We start from the raw sequence: 18,568 nt of genomic DNA on the forward strand, positions 1-18,568 counted from the left end.
TTGAGACGTTCTTTTTTGTTTCTGCAGGGTGTTTGTTCGCCATTTTTTGGACGGCTCGCTGATCAGTTGGTCGCTGACGGACACCGCGTTTTCAAAATCAATTTCAATGCTGGCGACGTCGCCTATTGGGGTTTTCGGCCGGCGTGGAATTTTCGCGGCGAGTTGTCCGGCCTGCGCGACTTTCTCGACGACAAATACCGCCGCTTCGGAATCACCGACCAGGTTCTGTTTGGTGACCGGCGTCCAGTGCATAGACCCGCCGTCGATCATGGCTCGGCTCTGGGCATGCGCACGCACGTTTTCGAAGAAGGCTACTTGCGGCCTTACTGGGTGACTCTCGAGCGCGAGGGGGTCAATGGTCACTCGCTGCTGCCGCGTGATCCCGACTGGTTTCGCCGCGTTGGCGCGAAGTTGCCGGATTACGGTGACGGCGAGCCGTTTCATTCGCCGTTCCGAGTACGTGCGGCACATGATGTGGCCTACCATCTCGCCGGATCCGTCAATGCCGTCGCCTTTCCGCGCTACCAAAGGCATGCGCCGCTCAACGCGGCGCTCGAGTACGCCGGCTACGCCGGGCGCTTTTCGATGCTGCACTTTCGCAAGTCGAAAGACCAGGCCTTGATCGACAAACTCGTCAGCAGCGGCGTGCCGTACTACCTTTTGCCACTGCAACTGAACAGCGACGCACAGATTCGCGATCATTGCCGATTCGACGACATGAGCGGCGTCATGGAATTCGTGCTGGAGTCCTTCGCTACGCACGCGGCTGGCGACGCACGCCTGGTGATCAAGAACCATCCGCTCGACGCCGGCCTGGTGAACTTCCGTCGCGTGATCGCCGCTCTGGAAAAGCGCTTCGGACTGGCCGGACGCATCGCCTACCTGGAGAGCGGCGATCTAGGCCCCTTGCTGCAGCACGCGCAAGGCGTGGTCACCGTGAATAGCACCGTCGGTCTCCTCTCGCTGGCCGCGGGATGTCCGACCGTGACCCTGAGCGACCCCATCTACAATCTTCCCGGGCTCACTTTTCAGGGGCCTGTCGACGATTTCTGGACCCATGCCGGCAAGCCCGAACGCGAGCTTTTCCGCTGTTTCCGCAATACGGTGATTCACGCCACCCAGGTCAATGGCGGCTTCTATTCCGCCCAGGCAATCCGCATGGCCGTCGCCAACTGCCGCCGCTTTCTTGAACCACAGCGCTCACCGCTGGACGAGTTGTTGTGAGCCTCGCTACACGACCGCAAACGGTGCTCATCACGGGTGCCACCGGCGGTATCGGCGGCGCGCTGGCGATGGCCTATGCCGAGGCGGGCAGTACGCTGATCCTGCAGGGGCGCAATGCTGCGCGGCTGGCAGAGTTGGCGGCGGCTTGTCAGGCGCGCGGCGCGCGGGTGCTGATCCAGGTGCTCGACCTGCGTGATCGCCGGGCACTGGCGAACTGGCTGAACGACCTTTGCGGATCAGAACGGCTCGATCTGGTGATCGTCAACGCGGGCGTAAACACGAATATCGGGCCAGCCGGCGCGGGCGAACACTGGCCGGATGTCGAGGAACTCATCGAGGTGAACGTCCTGGCAGTAATGGCCACGGTCGATGCGGTGCTGCCGGCGATGCGCGCCCGCGGGCAAGGTCAGATTGCCCTGATCAGTTCGCTGGCCGCGTATTACGGGCTGCCGGTGACGCCCAGCTACTGCGCCAGCAAGGCGGCGATCAAGACTTACGGTGAAGCGATACGTGGCTGGCTGGCAGGCGAAGGGGTGCAGGTGAGCGTGGTCATGCCGGGCTATGTCGAATCGAAGATGTGCCGCGAGATGCCGGGGCCGAAGCCTTTCCTGTGGACTCCGGAACGAGCGGCGCGTACCATCCGGCGCGGTCTGGCGCGCAATCAGGCGCGCATCAGCTTTCCGTTTCCCCTCAACTTCGGGACCTGGTGGCTGTCGGTCCTGCCGTCGGCGGTCTCGCAACGCATTCTGCGCCTGCTCGATTACGGTGGCTGATTCCTTCTGGTCGGCGGTTGCCCCGTCTGCGCTCGCTGGCGCCGGCCTTTGCCTGCTACTTGAACGCTTGCTGAGACCAGCTGTGCGGCCCTTCTGGAAGCGGCCTCTGGCGGCGCTGGCGATTCATCTTGGCGTCTGGCTGGGCTTGTTTACTTGCCTATTGCTGGTTCTTCAGCGGCCGCTCTTTGCCGCCAGCGCGCTGCTCGCCGGGATGCTGTTTCTGGTGCTGGTCAGCAACGCCAAATACCACGCCTTGCGCGAACCCTTCATTTTTCAGGATTTCGAGTACTTCAGCGACGTCTTCAAGCACCCGCGCCTGTACCTGCCCTTTCTCGGCGCGGGGAAGGCGGCGCTTGCCGTGCTGGCGTTTGGTGGCGCAGTCTATGCGGGGCTGGCCCTGGAGGAATCCTTGTTGCTGGTCCTGTCGGTCGGCGACTTTCTGACCGGGTCGGCAATGCTCGCGCTGGCAGCGGGCCTTGTGCTGTGGTGGGCGGCGCGGAGCAAGCTGGCGGTGACATTCGAAGCGGCAAGCGACCTGTGCCGGCTGGGCCTGCTTTGCGCCATGTGGCGCTATGGCGAGGAGGAGTTGCTGCCTTGCCCCTTGCATTCGCCGTTTGACGGCGGGAGCGCAGGCGCCACGAATGTCACGAATGCCGCGCACCCAAGCCGAGACAAACCCGCGCATCTGGTCGTCGTGCAGAGCGAGTCCTTCTTCGATCCGCGGCGGCTCGACGCGGGAATCCGTAGCGAGGTCCTGCGGGAGTTTGACGCTTTGCAGGCTGAGGCAGCTTGCAGCGGACAACTCGAGGTCGCTGCCTGGGGCGCCAATACCGTGCGCACCGAGTTTGCTTTCCTGTCTGGACTCGCCGGCGAGTCACTGCGGGTGCATCGCTTCAATCCTTATCGTCGGCTGGCGCGGCAGGGGGTGGCGACCCTGGCCAGTTTCCTGCAAGTCCGCGGTTACCGGACCCTCTGCGTCCATCCCTACGCGGCGAGCTTCTACGACCGCCACAAGGTCTTTCCACGCCTTGGCTTCGATGAGTTCATTGATATCCGCAGCTTCATGGACGCAGCAAGGAGTGGGCCTTACGTCGGGGACCTGGCCGTCGCCGAGAAAGTCTGCTCCCTGCTGAAGGGCGCTAGCGAGCAGCCACTCTTCGTCTTTGTCATCAGCATGGAGAACCATGGGCCCCTGCATCTCGAGAAAGTGCGCTCCGATGAGGCGGAGCGCTTCTACTCAAGGCCGCCACCGGCTGGCTGCGACGAGCTGACCATCTACCTGCGTCATTTGCGCAATGCGGACCGCATGGCGGGCATGCTGCGCGCCGGGCTCGCGGCTTTGCCGGGCCGCAGTGGCCTGTGCTGGTACGGCGATCACGTGCCGATCATGCCGGATGTCTACCGGACCCTGGGCGCGCCCGCGGGGCAGACCGATTACTTCATCTGGCGGAAGAACGGTCAGCCGAAGCCGGGGATACGGCGCGATTTGAAGGTCGAGGACCTGGGCAGCCTGTTTCTGCAGGAAATGGGCTTGCTTACTGCTCAGAGCCTGCCGAGTTCCTCCGCCAAGGCCTCGACGGTTTGCTGAATCTGCAGTTCGCTATGCTCGCAGGAGATGAAAAAGCGTAAGCGGGCGGATTTCTCCGGCACTGCCGGGTAAAGGATCGGCTGCACATTGATGCCGCGCTCGAAGAGGGCGGCAGCCAGGCGTGCCGCCTTGATCGAGCTGCCGGTAATTGCCGGAATTACCGCGAAGCCGGCGCAAGTCCCGGTATCAACGCCGGCCGCTTTGGCTTGCGCCAGGAAGAATCGGCCGCGTGCCTGCAGTGCGGCGACGCGCTCGGGCTCGCGTTGCATTACTTGCAGCGCGGCAAGCGAGGCCGCGGCAACCGGCGGTGGCATGCCGACGCTATAGAGAAAGCCGGGCGCCAGGAATTTGAGGTGTTCGACCAGCGCGGCTTCGCCGGCGATATAGCCGCCGCATCCCGCCAGGGCCTTGCTCAGGGTGCCCATCCAGATGTCGACCTCGGCGCTGTGCAGGCCGAAGTGCTCCCTGATGCCGAGTCCTGTGGCGCCCATGACGCCGAAGGAGTGGGCTTCGTCGACCATCAGGAAGGCGCGATGCTTGTTCTTGATGGCCACGAAGCGGGGCAGGTCGGGATAGTCGCCATCCATGCTGTAGATCCCTTCCAGAACGATCAGCACTCTCTGGAAGTGCTGGCGCTGCTGGTTGAGAATGGTATCCAGTGCCTCCGGGTTATTGTGCGGAAACGACAGGCGGCGGGCGCCAGAGAGGCTGATTCCCTGCACGACGCTGTTATGGATCAGCTCGTCGTGAACCACCAGATCCTGGGCGGCGAAGAGATGGCCGATGGTGGTGACGTTGGCGGCGTGGCCGCTGACGAAGGTGATCGCATCGTCGGTCCCGTAGGCACGGGCGATGGCATCTTCCAGCTCGCGGTGCAGCGCTCGCTCACCAGAGACCAGGCGGCTGGCTGAAACCGAGGTCCCGTAACGATCAATGGCCTGCTTGGCGGCCTCGGAGATCTCGGCATGTCCCGAGAGCGCGAGATAGTTGTAGCTCGCGAAGTTGATGTAGTCGCGGCCGTCGATGCGCGTGCTGGCGCCAGCGATACCTTCGTGGAGCTTGAAGAAGGGGCTGTCGATGCCGAGGCGAGTCGCGCCTTCGCTGATGATGCGAATCTGCTGGTAGCCGGGATGCAGGTGAAAGCGGTAGTGCTGCTCGGGAGTGGTGGCGGCACCGCTGGGCGTCCGCGCCGGGGCGTCGTAGTTCTTCCCTTGATCGGCCTGGCGGAGCCGGCGCTCGAGCGCCTGCTGGATGAGCTTGTCCTTGATCTGGGCGGTGAGCCCTGGCAATCCTTTGCGTACCATCCTAGTCGATCACCTTGGCAGTCGCCGCGGCCCGTGCGGTCCGTAGGTCCTTGACCACTCCGGCGATCACTTCTGGCGAAGCGTCGGCGCCCTGCTGCCTGGCCACCTCTTGCGTCTGCGCCAGCAGCAGCGCTTGCTGATCCGACTCGCCAGCGTCGTCGGCTCCGCGCAACTGCTGGATCACTCGCGCCGCCAGTTTCCTAATCGTCGGACTCTGGCTCAAGGCCATTACCGGCAGGCGAATACCGAAACGAGATTCGAGGGCGATCATCAGTTCGACGCCCATCAGCGAGTCCAGGCCCATGTCGTAGAGCGAACGCTCGGGGTCGATCTTGTCTGCGCCAACGCGCAGGATCTCGCCGATTTCGTTGCGCAGGATGTCCGAGAAGGTGGCCAGAAGCTCGTCATCGGAGAGTTCGGCGAGCAGTCGCTGAATGTCTTCCGAGTGATCCTCCTGCCCGTCGCGGTCTTCGGCATGCCAGGCCAGTTCCTGGAATTTTGGACTGCTGGCGCTCGGCAGCAGGCGGCTGAGCGCATGCCAGTCAAATTCGAGCACCGCCAGTCCGGAGCGATCGGCGAGCAGCATGCCTTCCAGGGCGTCGAGAGCGGTTGCCGAGTTGAGAGCGCCGCCACCCATGCGGCTTTGCAGGGCGTCCTTGATTTTTTCATTGCGGGCCAGGAAGCCGACGTCGTCGATCGGGCCCCAGCCGACACTGGTGGCGCACAGACCGAGTGCGCGGCGATGTTCTGCAAGCGCTTCGAGGAAGGCGTTCGCCGCTACGTAGCTGGCTTGTCCAGGATTGCCGAAGACGGTGGTCGCCGACGAAAAGAGAATGAAGAGGTCGAGCGGGCAGTCGCGCGTCAGCTCATCGAGGTTGCGGGCACCGAGGATCTTGGGGGCGAGCACGCGGCGCATCTGCGCGGCGTCGAGATTGCGCACCAGACCGTCATCGATGACCGCCGCCGCGTGTACCACTCCTTTCAGCGGCGGCAGGCTGCGCGCCGTTTCCGCCAGCAAGGCCGCCAGTTCGGCGCGCTTGCTGACGTCGCAGGCAGCGGCGTGCACGCGTACCCCTTGCCTTTCAAGGCGTGCAATGGCGCTGCGGGCTTCGTCGGATTGTTCGGATTGCGGACCGCTACGGCTGATCAGGATCAGCTGGCGGGCGCCTTTGCTGGCCAGCCACTCGGCAGTTCGCAGACCGAAACCCTGCAGGCCACCGGAAACCAGATACGAGCCGTCAGCCGCCAGCTGCAGGTGCCGACGCGTTGGCGCTTTCGGTAGATACACGTCGTTGATGCCGTGACGATAGGTGATGACGATCTTGCCGATCTGGCGTGCCTGTTGCATATAGCGGAAAGCGTCGACCACGTCCTCGGCTTCGAAGGCGCGATAGGGGAGGGGGTGGAGAACACCATCGGCAAACAGCGCCATGATCTCGGCGAAAAGGCGGCGCGTCAGATCGGGGCGGACCAGCATCAACTGGTCGGCATCGATGCCGAAGTAGCTGACGTTGTTACGGAAGGGGCGCAGGCCGATCCTGGTGTTTTCGTAGAAGTCGCGTTTGCCGAGTTCAAGAAAACGACCGAAAGGTTTCAGGACCTGAAAATTTCGGTTGATCGCTTCGCCGGCCAGTGAGTTGAGGACGACATCGACGCCTTGCCCACCGGTTTGGGCCATGATCTGGTCGGCAAAAGTAAGCGAACGCGAGTCGAAAATATGATCGACGCCGAGCAGGCGCAGGAAATCACGCTTCTCGTCGGAGCCGGCGGTGGCGTAGATTTCGGCGCCGAGCCACTTGGCGACCTGGACCGCAGCAATCCCGACGCCGCCGGCGGCTCCGTGGATCAGCACCTTTTCGTCGGCTTGCAGCTGTGCCAGATGATGCAGCGCGTAATAGACGGTGAAGAAGGTGCTGGGGATCGTCGCCGCGGCTTCGAAGGAGATGTCGGGTGGCAGATGGGCAATGGCTGCGGCTTGGGTGATCACCCGGTTGCCGAAGCTGGACGGGCCGAAGCCGACGACTTCATCGCCGGCATTGAAAATGCTGTCCTCGCTGCCGCTGCGGCTGACGACGCCGGCAAATTCGAAACCAAGCGTTGGCCCGGCAAAGCCGTTTTCGATGGCTTCGTCGGAAAGCAGCCCGAGCGCATACATGACGTCGCGGAAGTTCAGACCGGTGGCGCGCACATCGACTTCGATCTCGCCGGGTGCAAGTTCGCGGCGTGGGTGCGCTTCCCAGCGCAGATTCCGCAGTTGTCCGGGAAGCTGGAAGCCGAGCGACAGGGTGGGCTGCTCCAGGGCTACGTGTACCTGCCCGTCGGGGCGCTCTTCGCTACACAGGCGCAAGGCGTAGCGCTCACCGCCGGACGTCAGCACCACCTCCTGCTCGTCATCCGGCTGCTCGAATTCCTTGTCCAGCGCCGTTGCTGCCGTTTCAACGCTCAGCGGCGTTTGCAGGTCAATCAGGCGGATGGCACAGTGGTCGGCCTCGTTGAGCATCGTCCGGCCAAATCCCCACAGCGCGCTGTCCGCAGCGAGGCTTGCCGCGGGCGTCGCGCCGGTGTGCTTGGGCAGCAGGCTGCCGGCAGCATTGGCGGTAATCAGCCAGCAGGTGGTTTTCGTTTGCGTGCTTGTACAGGCCTGGAAGATGTCCGCAGCTGTCGCACAGCGGGCAAGCTGGCGATCGAAAACCTTGTCGGTGGCGTCGGCAAGCGCGTCGTCCGGCTCGGCAACGATGCCGGTGAGATGGACGATGCCGTCGAGTTCGCCGTAGTTGGCCGTGGTTTCACGGAGCAGCGCTTCGATCTGCGTGCTTCCGCCGGCGCGGGCCTCGATGACCAGATCGCCGCGCGCTTGCAGCTTCTTGCTCAGCTGGTCGGAAAGTTGCGCCGAAAAACCATCCGCATCGGCGAACAGGATCCAGCTACGCAGCGTCGACCGTGGCGTGTTGCTTGGCGACGTGTCGCTTGCGCTGCGCTGGCCGAGCAGCAAGTAGGGACCGGACAAGGTGTCTGGCGAGAACTCGAAAGGCTCGTTCGCCGAAAAGCCGGCTTCCTGCAATTGCTGTAGCCAGAAATGGCTGGGCCGTTGACTCGACTGCCAGCGACCGCTTTCCGCTTGCGACCAGCCCGCCCGTTGCGCGCCGAATACGAAGTCGATCCAGCGCGACGGGTGCTGGCCGACGACGATCAGCGAAGCGTCCGCAGCGAGGCGGCTACGCGCGTAATCAATGGCCTGGAGGGCCTGCTCGACGCTGTCGAAATCAAGCACGACGATGGCCAGTGCGCAGCTTCCGGCTCCCCCCGTGCCATTGCCAGCGGCTTCCGAGGCGCCGCCAATGAGCTGCGTGGCGATGGCTGGCGAGCATTCCTTGAGTTTGGCGGCCACCTCGTCCAGAGTGCTCGCCGAGGTAGTGGCGAAGCAATAGTCGGCACGGTTGAAGTCGAGGGCGGTGCACGCATCCATGACAAACGCTGGCCCGCCGGCGCTGATCTCGACGATGCCCAGGCGCCGCCCGGCGGGCAAATCCTGCAATCCCCGGCCAATCAGCTCGCGCAGCGCGTGGCCAATCTTCTGTTTGCCGTTGCTTCCGAGTACCTGCCGCAACAGCGTTGCCAGCGACGACTCTTGCGGGCAGAGGTCGCGCAGCGTCCGCTGGCCGGCCAGGAGTTCGCCGAGATGCATCCCGACCAGCCCGACCGAATGCACGATCTGAAAATAGTCCGGATCGTCGGCGACCAGGCTGTTCCAGATATCCTGCGCTGAGGACTGGTCGCGCTGATCCGGCACGATCTTCCAGCCATCGGCGGTAGCGGCCAGAGAGCGATCGTCCTCGGCCAGCGACAGCAGTTGCGCCAGATACGGTTCGAGCTCCGGGGTGGCGGTCGCGCAGGCGCGGAGGGTATGCGCTGGCAGGCTCTGCCCATCGGGCGAAAGTGCTTGCAGGGCCAGCCGGCTGAAGCGGCTGCACAGACTGTCGAGCAGCGGATCGACCTCTTCCGAATAGCGGCGATGGCTTCCCTTCAGCGCCGCCCGTCTGACCAGATCAGAGAGCGCAGCCCTGACGCTGGCGTAAGCGATGCTCGGGCTGGCAGCGGGCGTCAGCGGGTGTGGCCTGGGGGTGGCGTGGTAAGCGAGACAGCGTAGTTGGTCGGCAGCATTGCGGCTCAGACGCACACTGCGGAAGCGGACGTCGCTGACGACGGCGATGGTGCTCCCATCGGCCGCGAAAATCGCGAACTCCGCTTGCAGCGAACGTGCGCTCCGCCTGAGCAATGTCGCCCGCGCATGGCTCGGCCTGGCCAAGCCGCTGCGCACGGCGATGCGGCCCATGCGCACGGGCACGAAGGCCAGTCCCGCGTGGGTTTCGACGGCGTTTTTCAGCAGCTGGAAAATGAGTTGGAAAGCGCAATCCAGGAGCGCTGGATGGAGGTGGTGCGAGGCTAGTTGCCTGTCGACGCTGGCCGCGATGCGATACACCGCCAGGACCGAGCTCCCTTGTACCCAGCCGTGCTCGATGCACTGGAAGGCCGGGCCATAGGCGATACCAACGGCGCGCGTCAGTGCCGCGTGGCTGCGGGCATCGAAATCCGGGGTCCGGCTGGGCAGGGCGGGCCCTCTCTCGCGCAGCAGGATGTCGTCGGTGTCGTGCAGCAAGCGTGCCGTCGTGTGCAAGGTCCAGGGATCGCTGGCGAGTTGCTCCCGGCTGCTAATGGTCAGACTGCCGTCCTGCGCATCGATCGTCGTGCGCACGCTTGTCGAGCGCTCGTCGCTGAGCAACAGCGGCGTGCGGATTTCGAGATTCTCGATGACCGCGACCGCGTCTGGATGCCACGCCGCAGCGGCCGCCAGAGCAATCTCGGCGAAAGCGGAACCTGGGAAAACGGTGGCCTCACCAACGACATGGTCGGCGAGCACCGGATACAGTTGCGTATCGAGCTCATTTTCCCAGGTAAGTTCGTGCTGCGGCAGCGGATAGCCGAGCAGCGGGTGCAGCTTGCGCCGATAAATCAGTCCGCCCGATGCCGCAGTGACCGGATGCCAGTGGCGTTCTCGCTGCCAGGGATAGCTGGGTAGCTGCACGAAGCGACCCGGTTGCGGGAAGAACTGCTGCCAATCAGGGTCGCATCCGGCGATGATCGCCTGGCTGGCGGCACCCCAGACGCTTTGTGGCGAGTCGTCGGCAGGGCGGACGGTGCCGATCACGCGGCCCTCGATCGCCCGTTCTTTCAGGCAGTCGTTGAGGTAGCTGCGCAGGATCGGATTGGGGCCGATTTCGACGAAGATGTTTGCGCCGTCGTCCAGGATGGCGTTGATCGCCGACTCGAAGAGAACCGGTTTGCGGATGTTCTGCCACCAGTATTCGGCATCGAGCTGGCGGCCACTGAGCCGCTTGCCGCTGACCGTGGAGCAGAAGGGCAATTCACCTTCCCGTGGTTCGAGCTCTGCCAGTACGTCCTTGAGTTCGACTTCGATGCCGTCCATGGCCGCGCTGTGAAACGCGTAATCGAGGTCCAGTCGCTTGTAAAAGAGGTTTCGCCCTTCCAGGGCAGCTTCCAGAATGGTGAGCTGCTCGGGGTCACCGGCGATGGTCACGCCGCGCGCGCTGTTGACACCGGCGATGGCGAGCCGCGCTGCGAGGCCCAATTCGGCGAGCAGGGCCTGGGCGGCCTCTTGCCCGAGGGCGATGGCGCACATCTGTCCCTGGCCCTTGGTCGTTCCCTGCAGGCGGCTGCGCTGGTAGATGACGTGCACGGCTTCGGCGAGGCTCAGCGCGCCTGATGCCCAGGCGGCAGCGACTTCACCGACACTGTGGCCGGCGACGACGGTCGGCGCGAGTCCGCGCTGGGTGAGCATGCGCGTGATTCCCACCTGCATGGCGAACAGCACTGGCTGGGCGATTTCAGTCCGCTCGTAGCGGTTTTCTTCGCCGTTGACGCCGGCAAGTTCGTCTTCCAGCGAATAGTCCGCATGACGACGGAAGAAGGCGTCGACCTCGCGGACCGCGGCGCGGAACACGGGTTCTTCGCCCAGCAGGCGCTTGCCCATACCCGCCCACTGCGAGCCGTTTCCCGTGTAGATGAAGGCCAGGCCCACCGGCTTCGCCAAGCTGCTGCCGGTCTCCAGCGTAGCTGCTGCTGTGCTCGCGCTCACCGTGTGCGCTGGCGTCGCCGTGGTGATCTCCTTCCTTCCCTCGGCGAAGTCCAGCAAAGCCTCGGCGATGGTCGTCGCGTCCTGGCCGAAAACGAGGGCCTGCTGCGGGTGCCGCTCACGACGGAACGCCGCGCTATAGGCAAGGTCGTAGAGCGCGTGTTCCGGCTGTTCTGTCAGGAAAGCGGCGAGCTCGCGTGCCGCTGCCTGCAGCGCCGCGCTGTCCCGTGCCGAGACGATCAGCGGTAGCAGGCCTGCGGCCGATGTTTGCGGGGTCTTGGCGTCGGCCGGCTGATGGCTTTCGAGAATGACGTGCGCGTTCGATCCGCCAAAACCGAAGGAGTTGACGCCGATGATCAACCTGCCGGACTGCTTCAGCGCAAGCGGCCTGGTGACCACTTCGATGTTCCACTCGGCAAGCTTGATGTGCGGATTGGGGGTTTCGACGCCGATGGTCGCCGGGACCACTCGATGCTTGATGCAGTGCAGGGCTTTGACCAGGCCGGCAACGCCGGAGGCGGTTTCAAGATGGCCCAGATTGCTCTTCACCGAGCCGATCGGCAGTGGCTTGCCGAGGGCGCGGCGCTTGCCCAGGGCCTCGCCGATGGCCAGGGACTCAATCGGGTCGCCGACCGCCGTGCCGGTGCCATGCGCTTCGAGGTAATCGATCGCCTGCGGATCAATGCCCGCCTGCGCGTAGATCTGTTCGAGCAGCGCTGCCTGTACGCGTGGGTTGGGAACCGTCAGGCCCGATTTGCGGCCATCGGTATTGACCGCCGAGCCGGCCACGACGGCCAGGATCGGGTCGCCATCGGCGAGCGCCTGATCATAGTCCTTGAGAAAGAAGACGCCGCCGCCTTCCGAACGCACGTAACCGTCGCCGGAAGCATCGAAGACGCTGCAGCGGCCGCGCGGGGAAAGCATCGTGGCCTTGGCAAAAACCAGGAAGCCGTAGGGATGGAGATGCAGGCTGATGCCGCCGGCAAGCGCCTGCGTGCTTTCCCCGGAAAGAATCGAGCGACAGGCCTGGTGGAAGGCGACCATCGACGACGAGCAGGCGGTGTCGATGGCCATGCTCGGCCCGCGCAGATCGAAGACGTAGGAGATACGGTTGGCGGCAATGCTGGCGGTGTTGCCGGTGGCCGTCATCGAGTCGATGACGGCGAGATCGTCAGCCAGGCGATAGGAGTAGTCCGCGCTGGCGATTCCGATGTAGACGCCGCAACGGCTAGCGCGCAAGGAGGAGGGCTTGATTCCCGAGTTCTCGATCGCTTCCCAGCTCATTTCGAGCAGCAAGCGTTGCTGCGGGTCCATCAGCGCGGCTTCGCGCGGCGAAATGCCAAAGAAGGACGCGTCGAAAGTCGCGATGTCGCCCAATGAGCCGGCGGCAAAGGTGTAGCTGGTCCCCGGATGGTTGCGGCGCGGATGCAGGAAGCTGTCCTGCGCCCAACGCCCGGGATCGACCTCGCTTACCAGGTCGCGACAGTCGAGCAGGTCTTGCCAGTACTGGCTGGTGCTTGTACCCGGCATTCGGAAGGAATAGCCGGTGATGGCCACGCGCCCGGTCATTGGTGGTCTCTTCTCCGTTGCTGTCGGCGATGCCCGAAGTGCCCATTCTGGCCGCTCCGAGAGTCGGGGTGGGGACGGTCAGTGCTGGCGAGCTTCACACGCCCGGTTTGCCGGCAGAAGCGCCATACGCTCGGGGTGACCGGAGGACGGGCGCGAGCGACGAAGGCGTGCGGCGCTTCTCGGCAGAGTCGGAAATCCGGCCATGAGCGTTACCGCCATGACTTCCCGTATAAGCGTGAGGTGCGAAAGCGAAACCAAGTCCCGGCAAAGGAGTTGTCCGTAGTCAAGTGCCGTGCCTTCTGTTTGTCGCTGTGCCGAAAGCGGTGCCGCGAAAGGAGACGAGAATTGGCGACAAGTAACGATTCCCTGCTGGTTTCGACGTTTCGAGTTTTTGGGGCGATGTACGGGGCTCGAACCCGTGACCACTGGAATCACAATCCAGTGCTCTACCAACTGAGCTAACACCGCCACTGATCTGGCGCGCCCGGCGAGACTCGAACTCACGACCCCCGGCTTAGAAGGCCGGTGCTCTATCCGGTTGAGCTACGGGCGCCTGTACGAGGGTTCCTTTGCAGGACTTCCCGCGGGTACTGCCTTTTTTGACACTTGTACCACTGGTCGGGGCGGTGGGATTCGAACTCACGACCCTCTGCTCCCAAAGCAGATGCGCTACCAGGCTGCGCTACGCCCCGAGGAAGCGCGCATTCTACAAGCTGACATCACGGCGGTCAATGAGGTCCGGCATGAATTTGATGACTGTACAAGCCGCCAGGATTTTCGGCGTGCAGGCGCAGGATCTGTGCTGCTGGCTTTTCTCCTGGGCAGGTCGGCGTGGGCTTTGACAGTGCCCAGTTGGCGAAGATGATTTCGGCGAAGAGGCGGTCAAAACTTGACCCCGCTTCCCGGCTGCGGTATATCCCTGAAGCGGTGTCGATCGATGGGTGTTCAGCGCGAGCACCCTCTCTTTACTGGTGTGCCGGCAGACGGCGACCTATGAAAACTGAGAAACCTTGGGGAGCGGCAATGGAACGTGAAGCGATGGAGTATGACGTAGTGATTGTCGGTGCGGGGCCGGCAGGCTTGAGTGCGGCGATTCGTCTCAAGCAGCTCAATGCCGAGCTGTCGGTCATGGTGCTGGAGAAAGGCTCGGAGGTCGGTGCGCACATCCTCTCCGGCGCCCTGTTCGAGAGCCGCGCGCTTGACGAATTGCTACCCGACTGGCAGGCCCTGGGTGCGCCGCTGCAGACCCCGGTCAGCGAAGATCAGGTGTATCTGTATCGCAGTGCAACCGCGGCCGTCAAGCTGCCCGCGTTTGCCGTGCCGGCACCGATGCACAACACCGGCAATTACATCATCAGCCTGGGCAGCCTGTGCCGTTGGCTGGGCGAACAGGCGGAAGCCCTGGGCGTCGAGATCTTCCCGGGTTTCGCAGCTGCCGAGTTGCTCTATCACGACGACGCCTCGGTGAAGGGTGTGGCCACCGGTGATCTGGGACGTGACAAGCATGGCGAGCCAAAGGACAATTTCCAGCCGGGCCTCGAACTGCACGCCAAGTACACGCTGTTCGCCGAAGGCGCGCGCGGACAGCTGGGCAAGGAACTGATCGCCAGATTCGATTTGGCGGCTGGCGCTACCGCCCAACACTACGGTCTCGGGATCAAGGAGCTGTGGGAGATCGAAGCGGCGAAACACCAGGCTGGCCTGGTCGTACATGGCGCTGGCTGGCCGCTTAGCGAACATGGCGCTACCGGCGGCTCCTTCCTCTATCACCTGGCCGACAATCAGGTCGCCGTGGGGCTGATCGCCGATCTCAACTACGCCAATCCCTATCTATCGCCGTTCGAGGAATTTCAGCGTTTCAAGTCGCAGGCTCAGATCAAGAAGTATCTGGAAGGCGGCAAACGCTTGTGCTACGGGGCGCGCGCCATCACCAAGGGGGGGCTCAACAGCCTGCCCAAGCAGAGTTTCCCTGGCGGGCTGTTGATCGGCTGTGACGCCGGGACGCTGAATTTCGCCAAGATCAAGGGTATTCATACAGCCATGAAGTCGGCCATGCTGGCCGCCGAAACCGTGCACACCGCGCTGCAGGCGGACCCTGAAGGGCGCAGTGATCTGGTCGCCTACGAGCAGAACTTCAAGGCTTCCTGGTTGTACGCCGAACTCCACCAGGCGCGCAATTTCGGGCCGGCGCTGCACAAGTTCGGCACTTTTGCCGGCGGTGCCTTCAACTGGATTGAGCACAATCTCTTTGGCGGTCGCATGTTCTTCACCCTCAAGGACGAAAGCAGCGACCACGAACAATTACAGCCCGCGGCGAGTCATCAGCCGATCCAGTACGCGCGGCCAGACGGCGTCTTGAGCTTCGATCGCCTGTCGTCGGTATTCATTTCCAATACGGCGCACGAGGAGGAGCAACCGGTTCATCTGCAGTTGCTCGACAGCAGCAAGGCGATTTCTGTCAACTTCAATGAATACGCTTCGCCCGAGCAGCGTTATTGCCCGGCGGGGGTCTATGAAATCGTCGAAGAGGCCGCCGGCCCGCGTCTGCAGATCAATGCCTCGAACTGCGTTCACTGCAAGACCTGCGACATCAAGGATCCGACCCAGAACATCCGTTGGGTAGCGCCCGAGGGAGGCGGTGGGCCGAACTATCCGAACATGTAAGCGCTCTGTGCTCTGGTTGCTGCCAATCAGCTCGCTGGCAAGCGCTGCTGCGCGAGTGCCCAGGCAACATGCTCTCGCAGCAGCAGCGAGGGGTCGTCCTGCCGCGAGCACAGCGCCGCGATGATGGCCGGCGAGCGCGGTGCGTTGCCAAGGGCGACGGCGATATTGCGCAGCCAGCGCAGGTGGCCGATGCGGCGGATCGGGCTGCCGGCCAGGCGGCTGTTGAAGTCCTCCTCGCTCCAGGCGAAGAGGGTCGTCAACGGCGTCGCGTCAAGACCGTTGCGTACCGCGAAGTCGGGGTCGCCGATCTGCGCGAAGCGATTCCAGGGGCAGCACAGCTGACAGTCGTCGCAGCCGTAGATGCGCGTGCCGATCAGCGGTCGCAGGGCGATCGGGATGGCGCCGTGCAGCTCGATCGTCAGATACGAAATGCATAGCCGGGCGTCCACTTCGTAGGGGGCGACGATGGCTGCGGTCGGGCAGGCGTCGAGGCAGCGACGGCAGTCGCCGCAATGGTCGGCGATCGGCGTATCGGCGGGCAGCGGCAGGGTGCTGTAGATCTCGCCGAGGAAATGCCAGGAACCCTCGCGGGTCAGCGACAGCGTGTGTTTGCCGCGCCAGGCGATGCCTGCCTGTCGGGCGAAGTCGGTTTCCATGACCGGCGCCGAATCGGAAAAAACGCGGCAGGCAAAGGGCTCTGCCAAGTCCAGTGTCGCCACCTCCTGGCGGAGACGATCGGCGAGTTTCTGCAGCCGCTGGCGGACGGTCTTGTGATAGTCGCGGCCGAGTGCGTAGCGCGAGATGTAGGCCAGTTCGGCATCGTCGAGCACCTGCTGTGCATCGACAGCCGCGGGCCAGTAAGCCAGCCGTACCGAAATGACCGACAGGGCGCCCGGCAGGAGCAACGGTGGTGCCGCGCGCAGCGCCGCATGTTTGGCCATATAATCCATTTCGCCGTGCCGGCCCAGCGCAAGCCAGCGCATCAGCCACGGCGCTGCGGCTGATACATCGGCCCTGGCGATGCCGATCGCGGCAAAGCCCAGTTCCTGACCCCAGTTCTTGATTTTTTTCGCTACTGCGGCGTAAGCGCCTTGGCCATCGGCCAGGCCGCTGGCGGCGCCTGTTTGGGAGTTCACTTCTTGCATAGCAGCGATGATAACCAGTCGGCAGTCCGTCTGCATCTCTCAGACGAGGCCGCGACCGCCGAGCTTGGCCACCAACTGGCGCCCCTGCTCGCTCCGGGGATGGTGGTCTGGCTCGACGGCGACCTTGGCGCCGGGAAGACTTCACTGGTGCGCGCCATGTTGCGCGCGCTCGGCCATGTCGGTCCGGTAAAAAGCCCCACCTACACATTGGTTGAAATTTATGTGATTTCGAGGATATACTGGTATCACTTTGATTTCTATCGGTTCAACTTTCCAGAAGAGTTCGTTGATGCAGGGCTTGGCGAATATTTCCGAGACGATGCCGTTTGCTTGGTTGAGTGGCCCGAAAAGGCTGCCGGGCAGGTACCTGCGGCTGACATCGTCCTTATGTTCCATATCTGCGGGAACGGTCGGATGCTGGACGTCGTTGCGAGTACCGAGGAGGGACAAAAATGTTTGAACGCGCTGAAGAGAGGTTGGCAGGACGCCGGAGACTGATCAAGTTTGCCGGTGCTTCGCTGTTTCTAACAGTCAGTCAGGTATCGCAAGCGTCTGCCAGGAGAAGTCCAGCTGTTCTTGCCGTTCGCGTCTGGCCGGCAGCAGAGTACACGCGCGTGACGATCGAACTCAGCGCACCTTTGAAATACACCCAATTCACGGTCAAAGATCCTGACCGCCTGGTCGTCGACCTGGAAGGCATCGAGCTGACCAGCGTGCTCGACAGCCTTTCCAGCAAGGTGCTTCCCGACGATCCGAATATCAAGCTGTTGCGCGCCGGGCGCTACAAGCCGGGCGTCGTTCGTCTGGTGATGGAGCTCAAGACCGAGGTCGCACCGCAGGTTTTTGAACTGGCACCGGTGGGTAGTTACGGGCATCGTCTGGTTCTCGACGTTTATCCGTCGACGCAGCCGGATCCACTGCTCTCGCTGCTCGACAGCAAGGACTGGAAAGTCGCACCCGGTGAGAGCCGGCCGGAGATCATCGCCGAAAGCCGGCCCGAACCAGGCGCCGATGCCAGGATCGACGCCAAGCCCGAGCAACTCGCCGAGCACCGGCCAGTGAGCAAACAGCGGGGCCGGTCGGTCATCGATCGCCTGGTGACGATCACCCTCGATCCGGGGCACGGAGGCGAGGATCCTGGTGCGATCGGGAGCGGTGGCAGCTACGAAAAGCACGTCACGCTGGCGGTGGCAAAGCGTTTGCGTGCGAAAATTGCGGCCGACCCGAACATGCGTGTAGTCCTGACTCGTGACTCGGACTTCTTCGTGCCCCTGCGCGCACGCGTGGATAAAGCGCGTCGAATCCAGTCCGACCTCTTCGTTTCGATCCATGCCGACGCCTTTGTCAGGCCGGACGCCAATGGGTCGTCAGTGTTCGTTCTTTCCGAGAGCGGGGCCACGAGTTCGGCAGCGCGTTATCTGGCCCAGAAAGAGAACGCCTCCGACCTGATTGGTGGCGTCAATATCGCCGTCAACGACCCCGTCCTGGCTCGTACGCTGCTCGATCTCTCGCAGACGGCAACGATCAGCGATAGCCTGAAGCTCGGCAAAGCGGTCCTCGGCGAGATTGGCGGTATCAACCGGCTGCACAAGGCGCATGTCGAACAGGCCGGTTTTGCCGTTCTCAAGGCGCCCGATATTCCGTCGATCCTGATCGAAACCGCCTTCATCTCCAATCCTGAGGAGGAGAAGCGCCTGAACGACGACGCCTATCAGGACAAACTGGCCTCGGCCATCTTTGCGGGGATAAAAAAGTACCTGGCCCTGAATCCGCCGCTGGCCAAGTCGACCCTGGCCAGGCTCGATTAGCTTTCTCGCTTGCGCTCGCGGCGAGTACGCCGACGAGCAAGCGACAGCTTTTTGGGCCGCAAATAGAGGTTCCAAATATCCGCTGGCGCTGCTAGAATGCCGACCCTGCACGTGCTTCAAGAATCACCGTGCCGCTGTAGCTCAGTCGGTAGAGCAGCGCATTCGTAATGCGAAGGTCGGCAGTTCGATTCCGCCCAGCGGCACCAGTAAATCAATCACTTAGCCTCGGTCAAAAGCCGGGGCTTTTTGCTTTCTGGGTTTCTGGGAACGACTGGGGAACGACCAGATTGCAAGTGTCCCCGCACTCCGTCGGTGCCCCCGCCAAAGTGGAGCGCTACGCGC

9 protein-coding genes and 4 tRNA genes are annotated in these 18,568 nt (G+C 63.3%); 7 read left to right on the plus strand and 6 right to left on the minus strand.

The features are described 5' to 3' along the window. From QZ648_RS05225 to QZ648_RS05235, 3 genes are all read left to right on the plus strand, one after another. Complete coding sequence (locus QZ648_RS05225) at positions 1–1,224, plus strand: capsular biosynthesis protein (protein ID WP_291996316.1); 1,224 nt, start codon at positions 1–3, stop codon at positions 1,222–1,224. Continuing rightward, positions 1,221–1,997, plus strand: coding sequence for an SDR family NAD(P)-dependent oxidoreductase (locus QZ648_RS05230; RefSeq protein WP_169067764.1), 777 nt, complete (start codon positions 1,221–1,223; stop codon positions 1,995–1,997). Before QZ648_RS05225 ends, QZ648_RS05230 begins: the two co-directional genes overlap by 4 nt. Positions 1,998–2,079: 82 nt before the next feature. Beyond that, positions 2,080–3,585 carry an LTA synthase family protein gene (locus QZ648_RS05235; protein ID WP_291996317.1) on the plus strand — a complete coding sequence of 502 codons (1,506 nt, stop codon included), beginning with the start codon at positions 2,080–2,082 and terminating at the stop codon, positions 3,583–3,585. Here QZ648_RS05235 and QZ648_RS05240 read toward each other — a convergent pair. The 5 genes from QZ648_RS05240 to QZ648_RS05260 form a co-directional block, all read right to left on the minus strand. Beyond that, the gene (locus tag QZ648_RS05240; RefSeq protein WP_169067766.1) at positions 3,540–4,889 is read right to left on the minus strand and encodes an aminotransferase class I/II-fold pyridoxal phosphate-dependent enzyme; all 1,350 of its coding nucleotides are present in this window, start codon (positions 4,887–4,889) and stop codon (positions 3,540–3,542) included. The genes QZ648_RS05235 and QZ648_RS05240 overlap by 46 nt on opposite strands. A gap of 1 nt (position 4,890) precedes the next feature. Further along, on the minus strand, positions 4,891–12,609 hold the full coding sequence (locus QZ648_RS05245) for a type I polyketide synthase (protein ID WP_291996318.1): 7,719 nt from the start codon (positions 12,607–12,609) through the stop codon (positions 4,891–4,893). A gap of 392 nt (positions 12,610–13,001) precedes the next feature. Beyond that, positions 13,002–13,077 (minus strand) — tRNA-His (locus QZ648_RS05250). A gap of 8 nt (positions 13,078–13,085) precedes the next feature. Further along, positions 13,086–13,162: transfer RNA gene (locus QZ648_RS05255), tRNA-Arg, on the minus strand. Positions 13,163–13,224: 62 nt separating this feature from the next. Continuing rightward, positions 13,225–13,301 (minus strand) — tRNA-Pro (locus tag QZ648_RS05260). A 331-nt stretch (positions 13,302–13,632) separates the two neighbouring features. Here QZ648_RS05260 and QZ648_RS05265 point away from each other — a divergent pair. Beyond that, on the plus strand, positions 13,633–15,273 hold the full coding sequence (locus QZ648_RS05265; RefSeq protein WP_291996319.1) for an electron transfer flavoprotein-ubiquinone oxidoreductase: 1,641 nt from the start codon (positions 13,633–13,635) through the stop codon (positions 15,271–15,273). 26 nt (positions 15,274–15,299) lie between these two features. Here QZ648_RS05265 and queG read toward each other — a convergent pair whose 3' ends face one another. Further along, positions 15,300–16,418 (minus strand): tRNA epoxyqueuosine(34) reductase QueG, encoded by a 1,119-nt coding sequence (queG, locus tag QZ648_RS05270; RefSeq protein ID WP_291996320.1) that lies wholly within the window; start codon positions 16,416–16,418, stop codon positions 15,300–15,302. Between queG and tsaE the strand changes: the two genes are divergently transcribed. From tsaE to QZ648_RS05285, 3 genes are all read left to right on the plus strand, one after another. After that, a complete protein-coding gene (gene tsaE / locus QZ648_RS05275) occupies positions 16,413–16,916 on the plus strand; it encodes a tRNA (adenosine(37)-N6)-threonylcarbamoyltransferase complex ATPase subunit type 1 TsaE (RefSeq protein WP_169067771.1) in 504 nt (167 codons plus the stop codon). The genes queG and tsaE overlap by 6 nt on opposite strands. Then, a complete protein-coding gene (locus QZ648_RS05280; protein ID WP_291996321.1) occupies positions 16,871–18,226 on the plus strand; it encodes an N-acetylmuramoyl-L-alanine amidase in 1,356 nt (451 codons plus the stop codon). Before tsaE ends, QZ648_RS05280 begins: the two co-directional genes overlap by 46 nt. A gap of 130 nt (positions 18,227–18,356) precedes the next feature. After that, positions 18,357–18,432: transfer RNA gene (locus QZ648_RS05285), tRNA-Thr, on the plus strand. The last annotated feature ends 136 nt before the right edge of the window (positions 18,433–18,568 follow it).

The sequence above is a fragment of the Candidatus Accumulibacter sp. ACC012 genome (assembly GCF_907163155.1).
GTDB lineage: Bacteria > Pseudomonadota > Gammaproteobacteria > Burkholderiales > Rhodocyclaceae > Accumulibacter > Accumulibacter delftensis.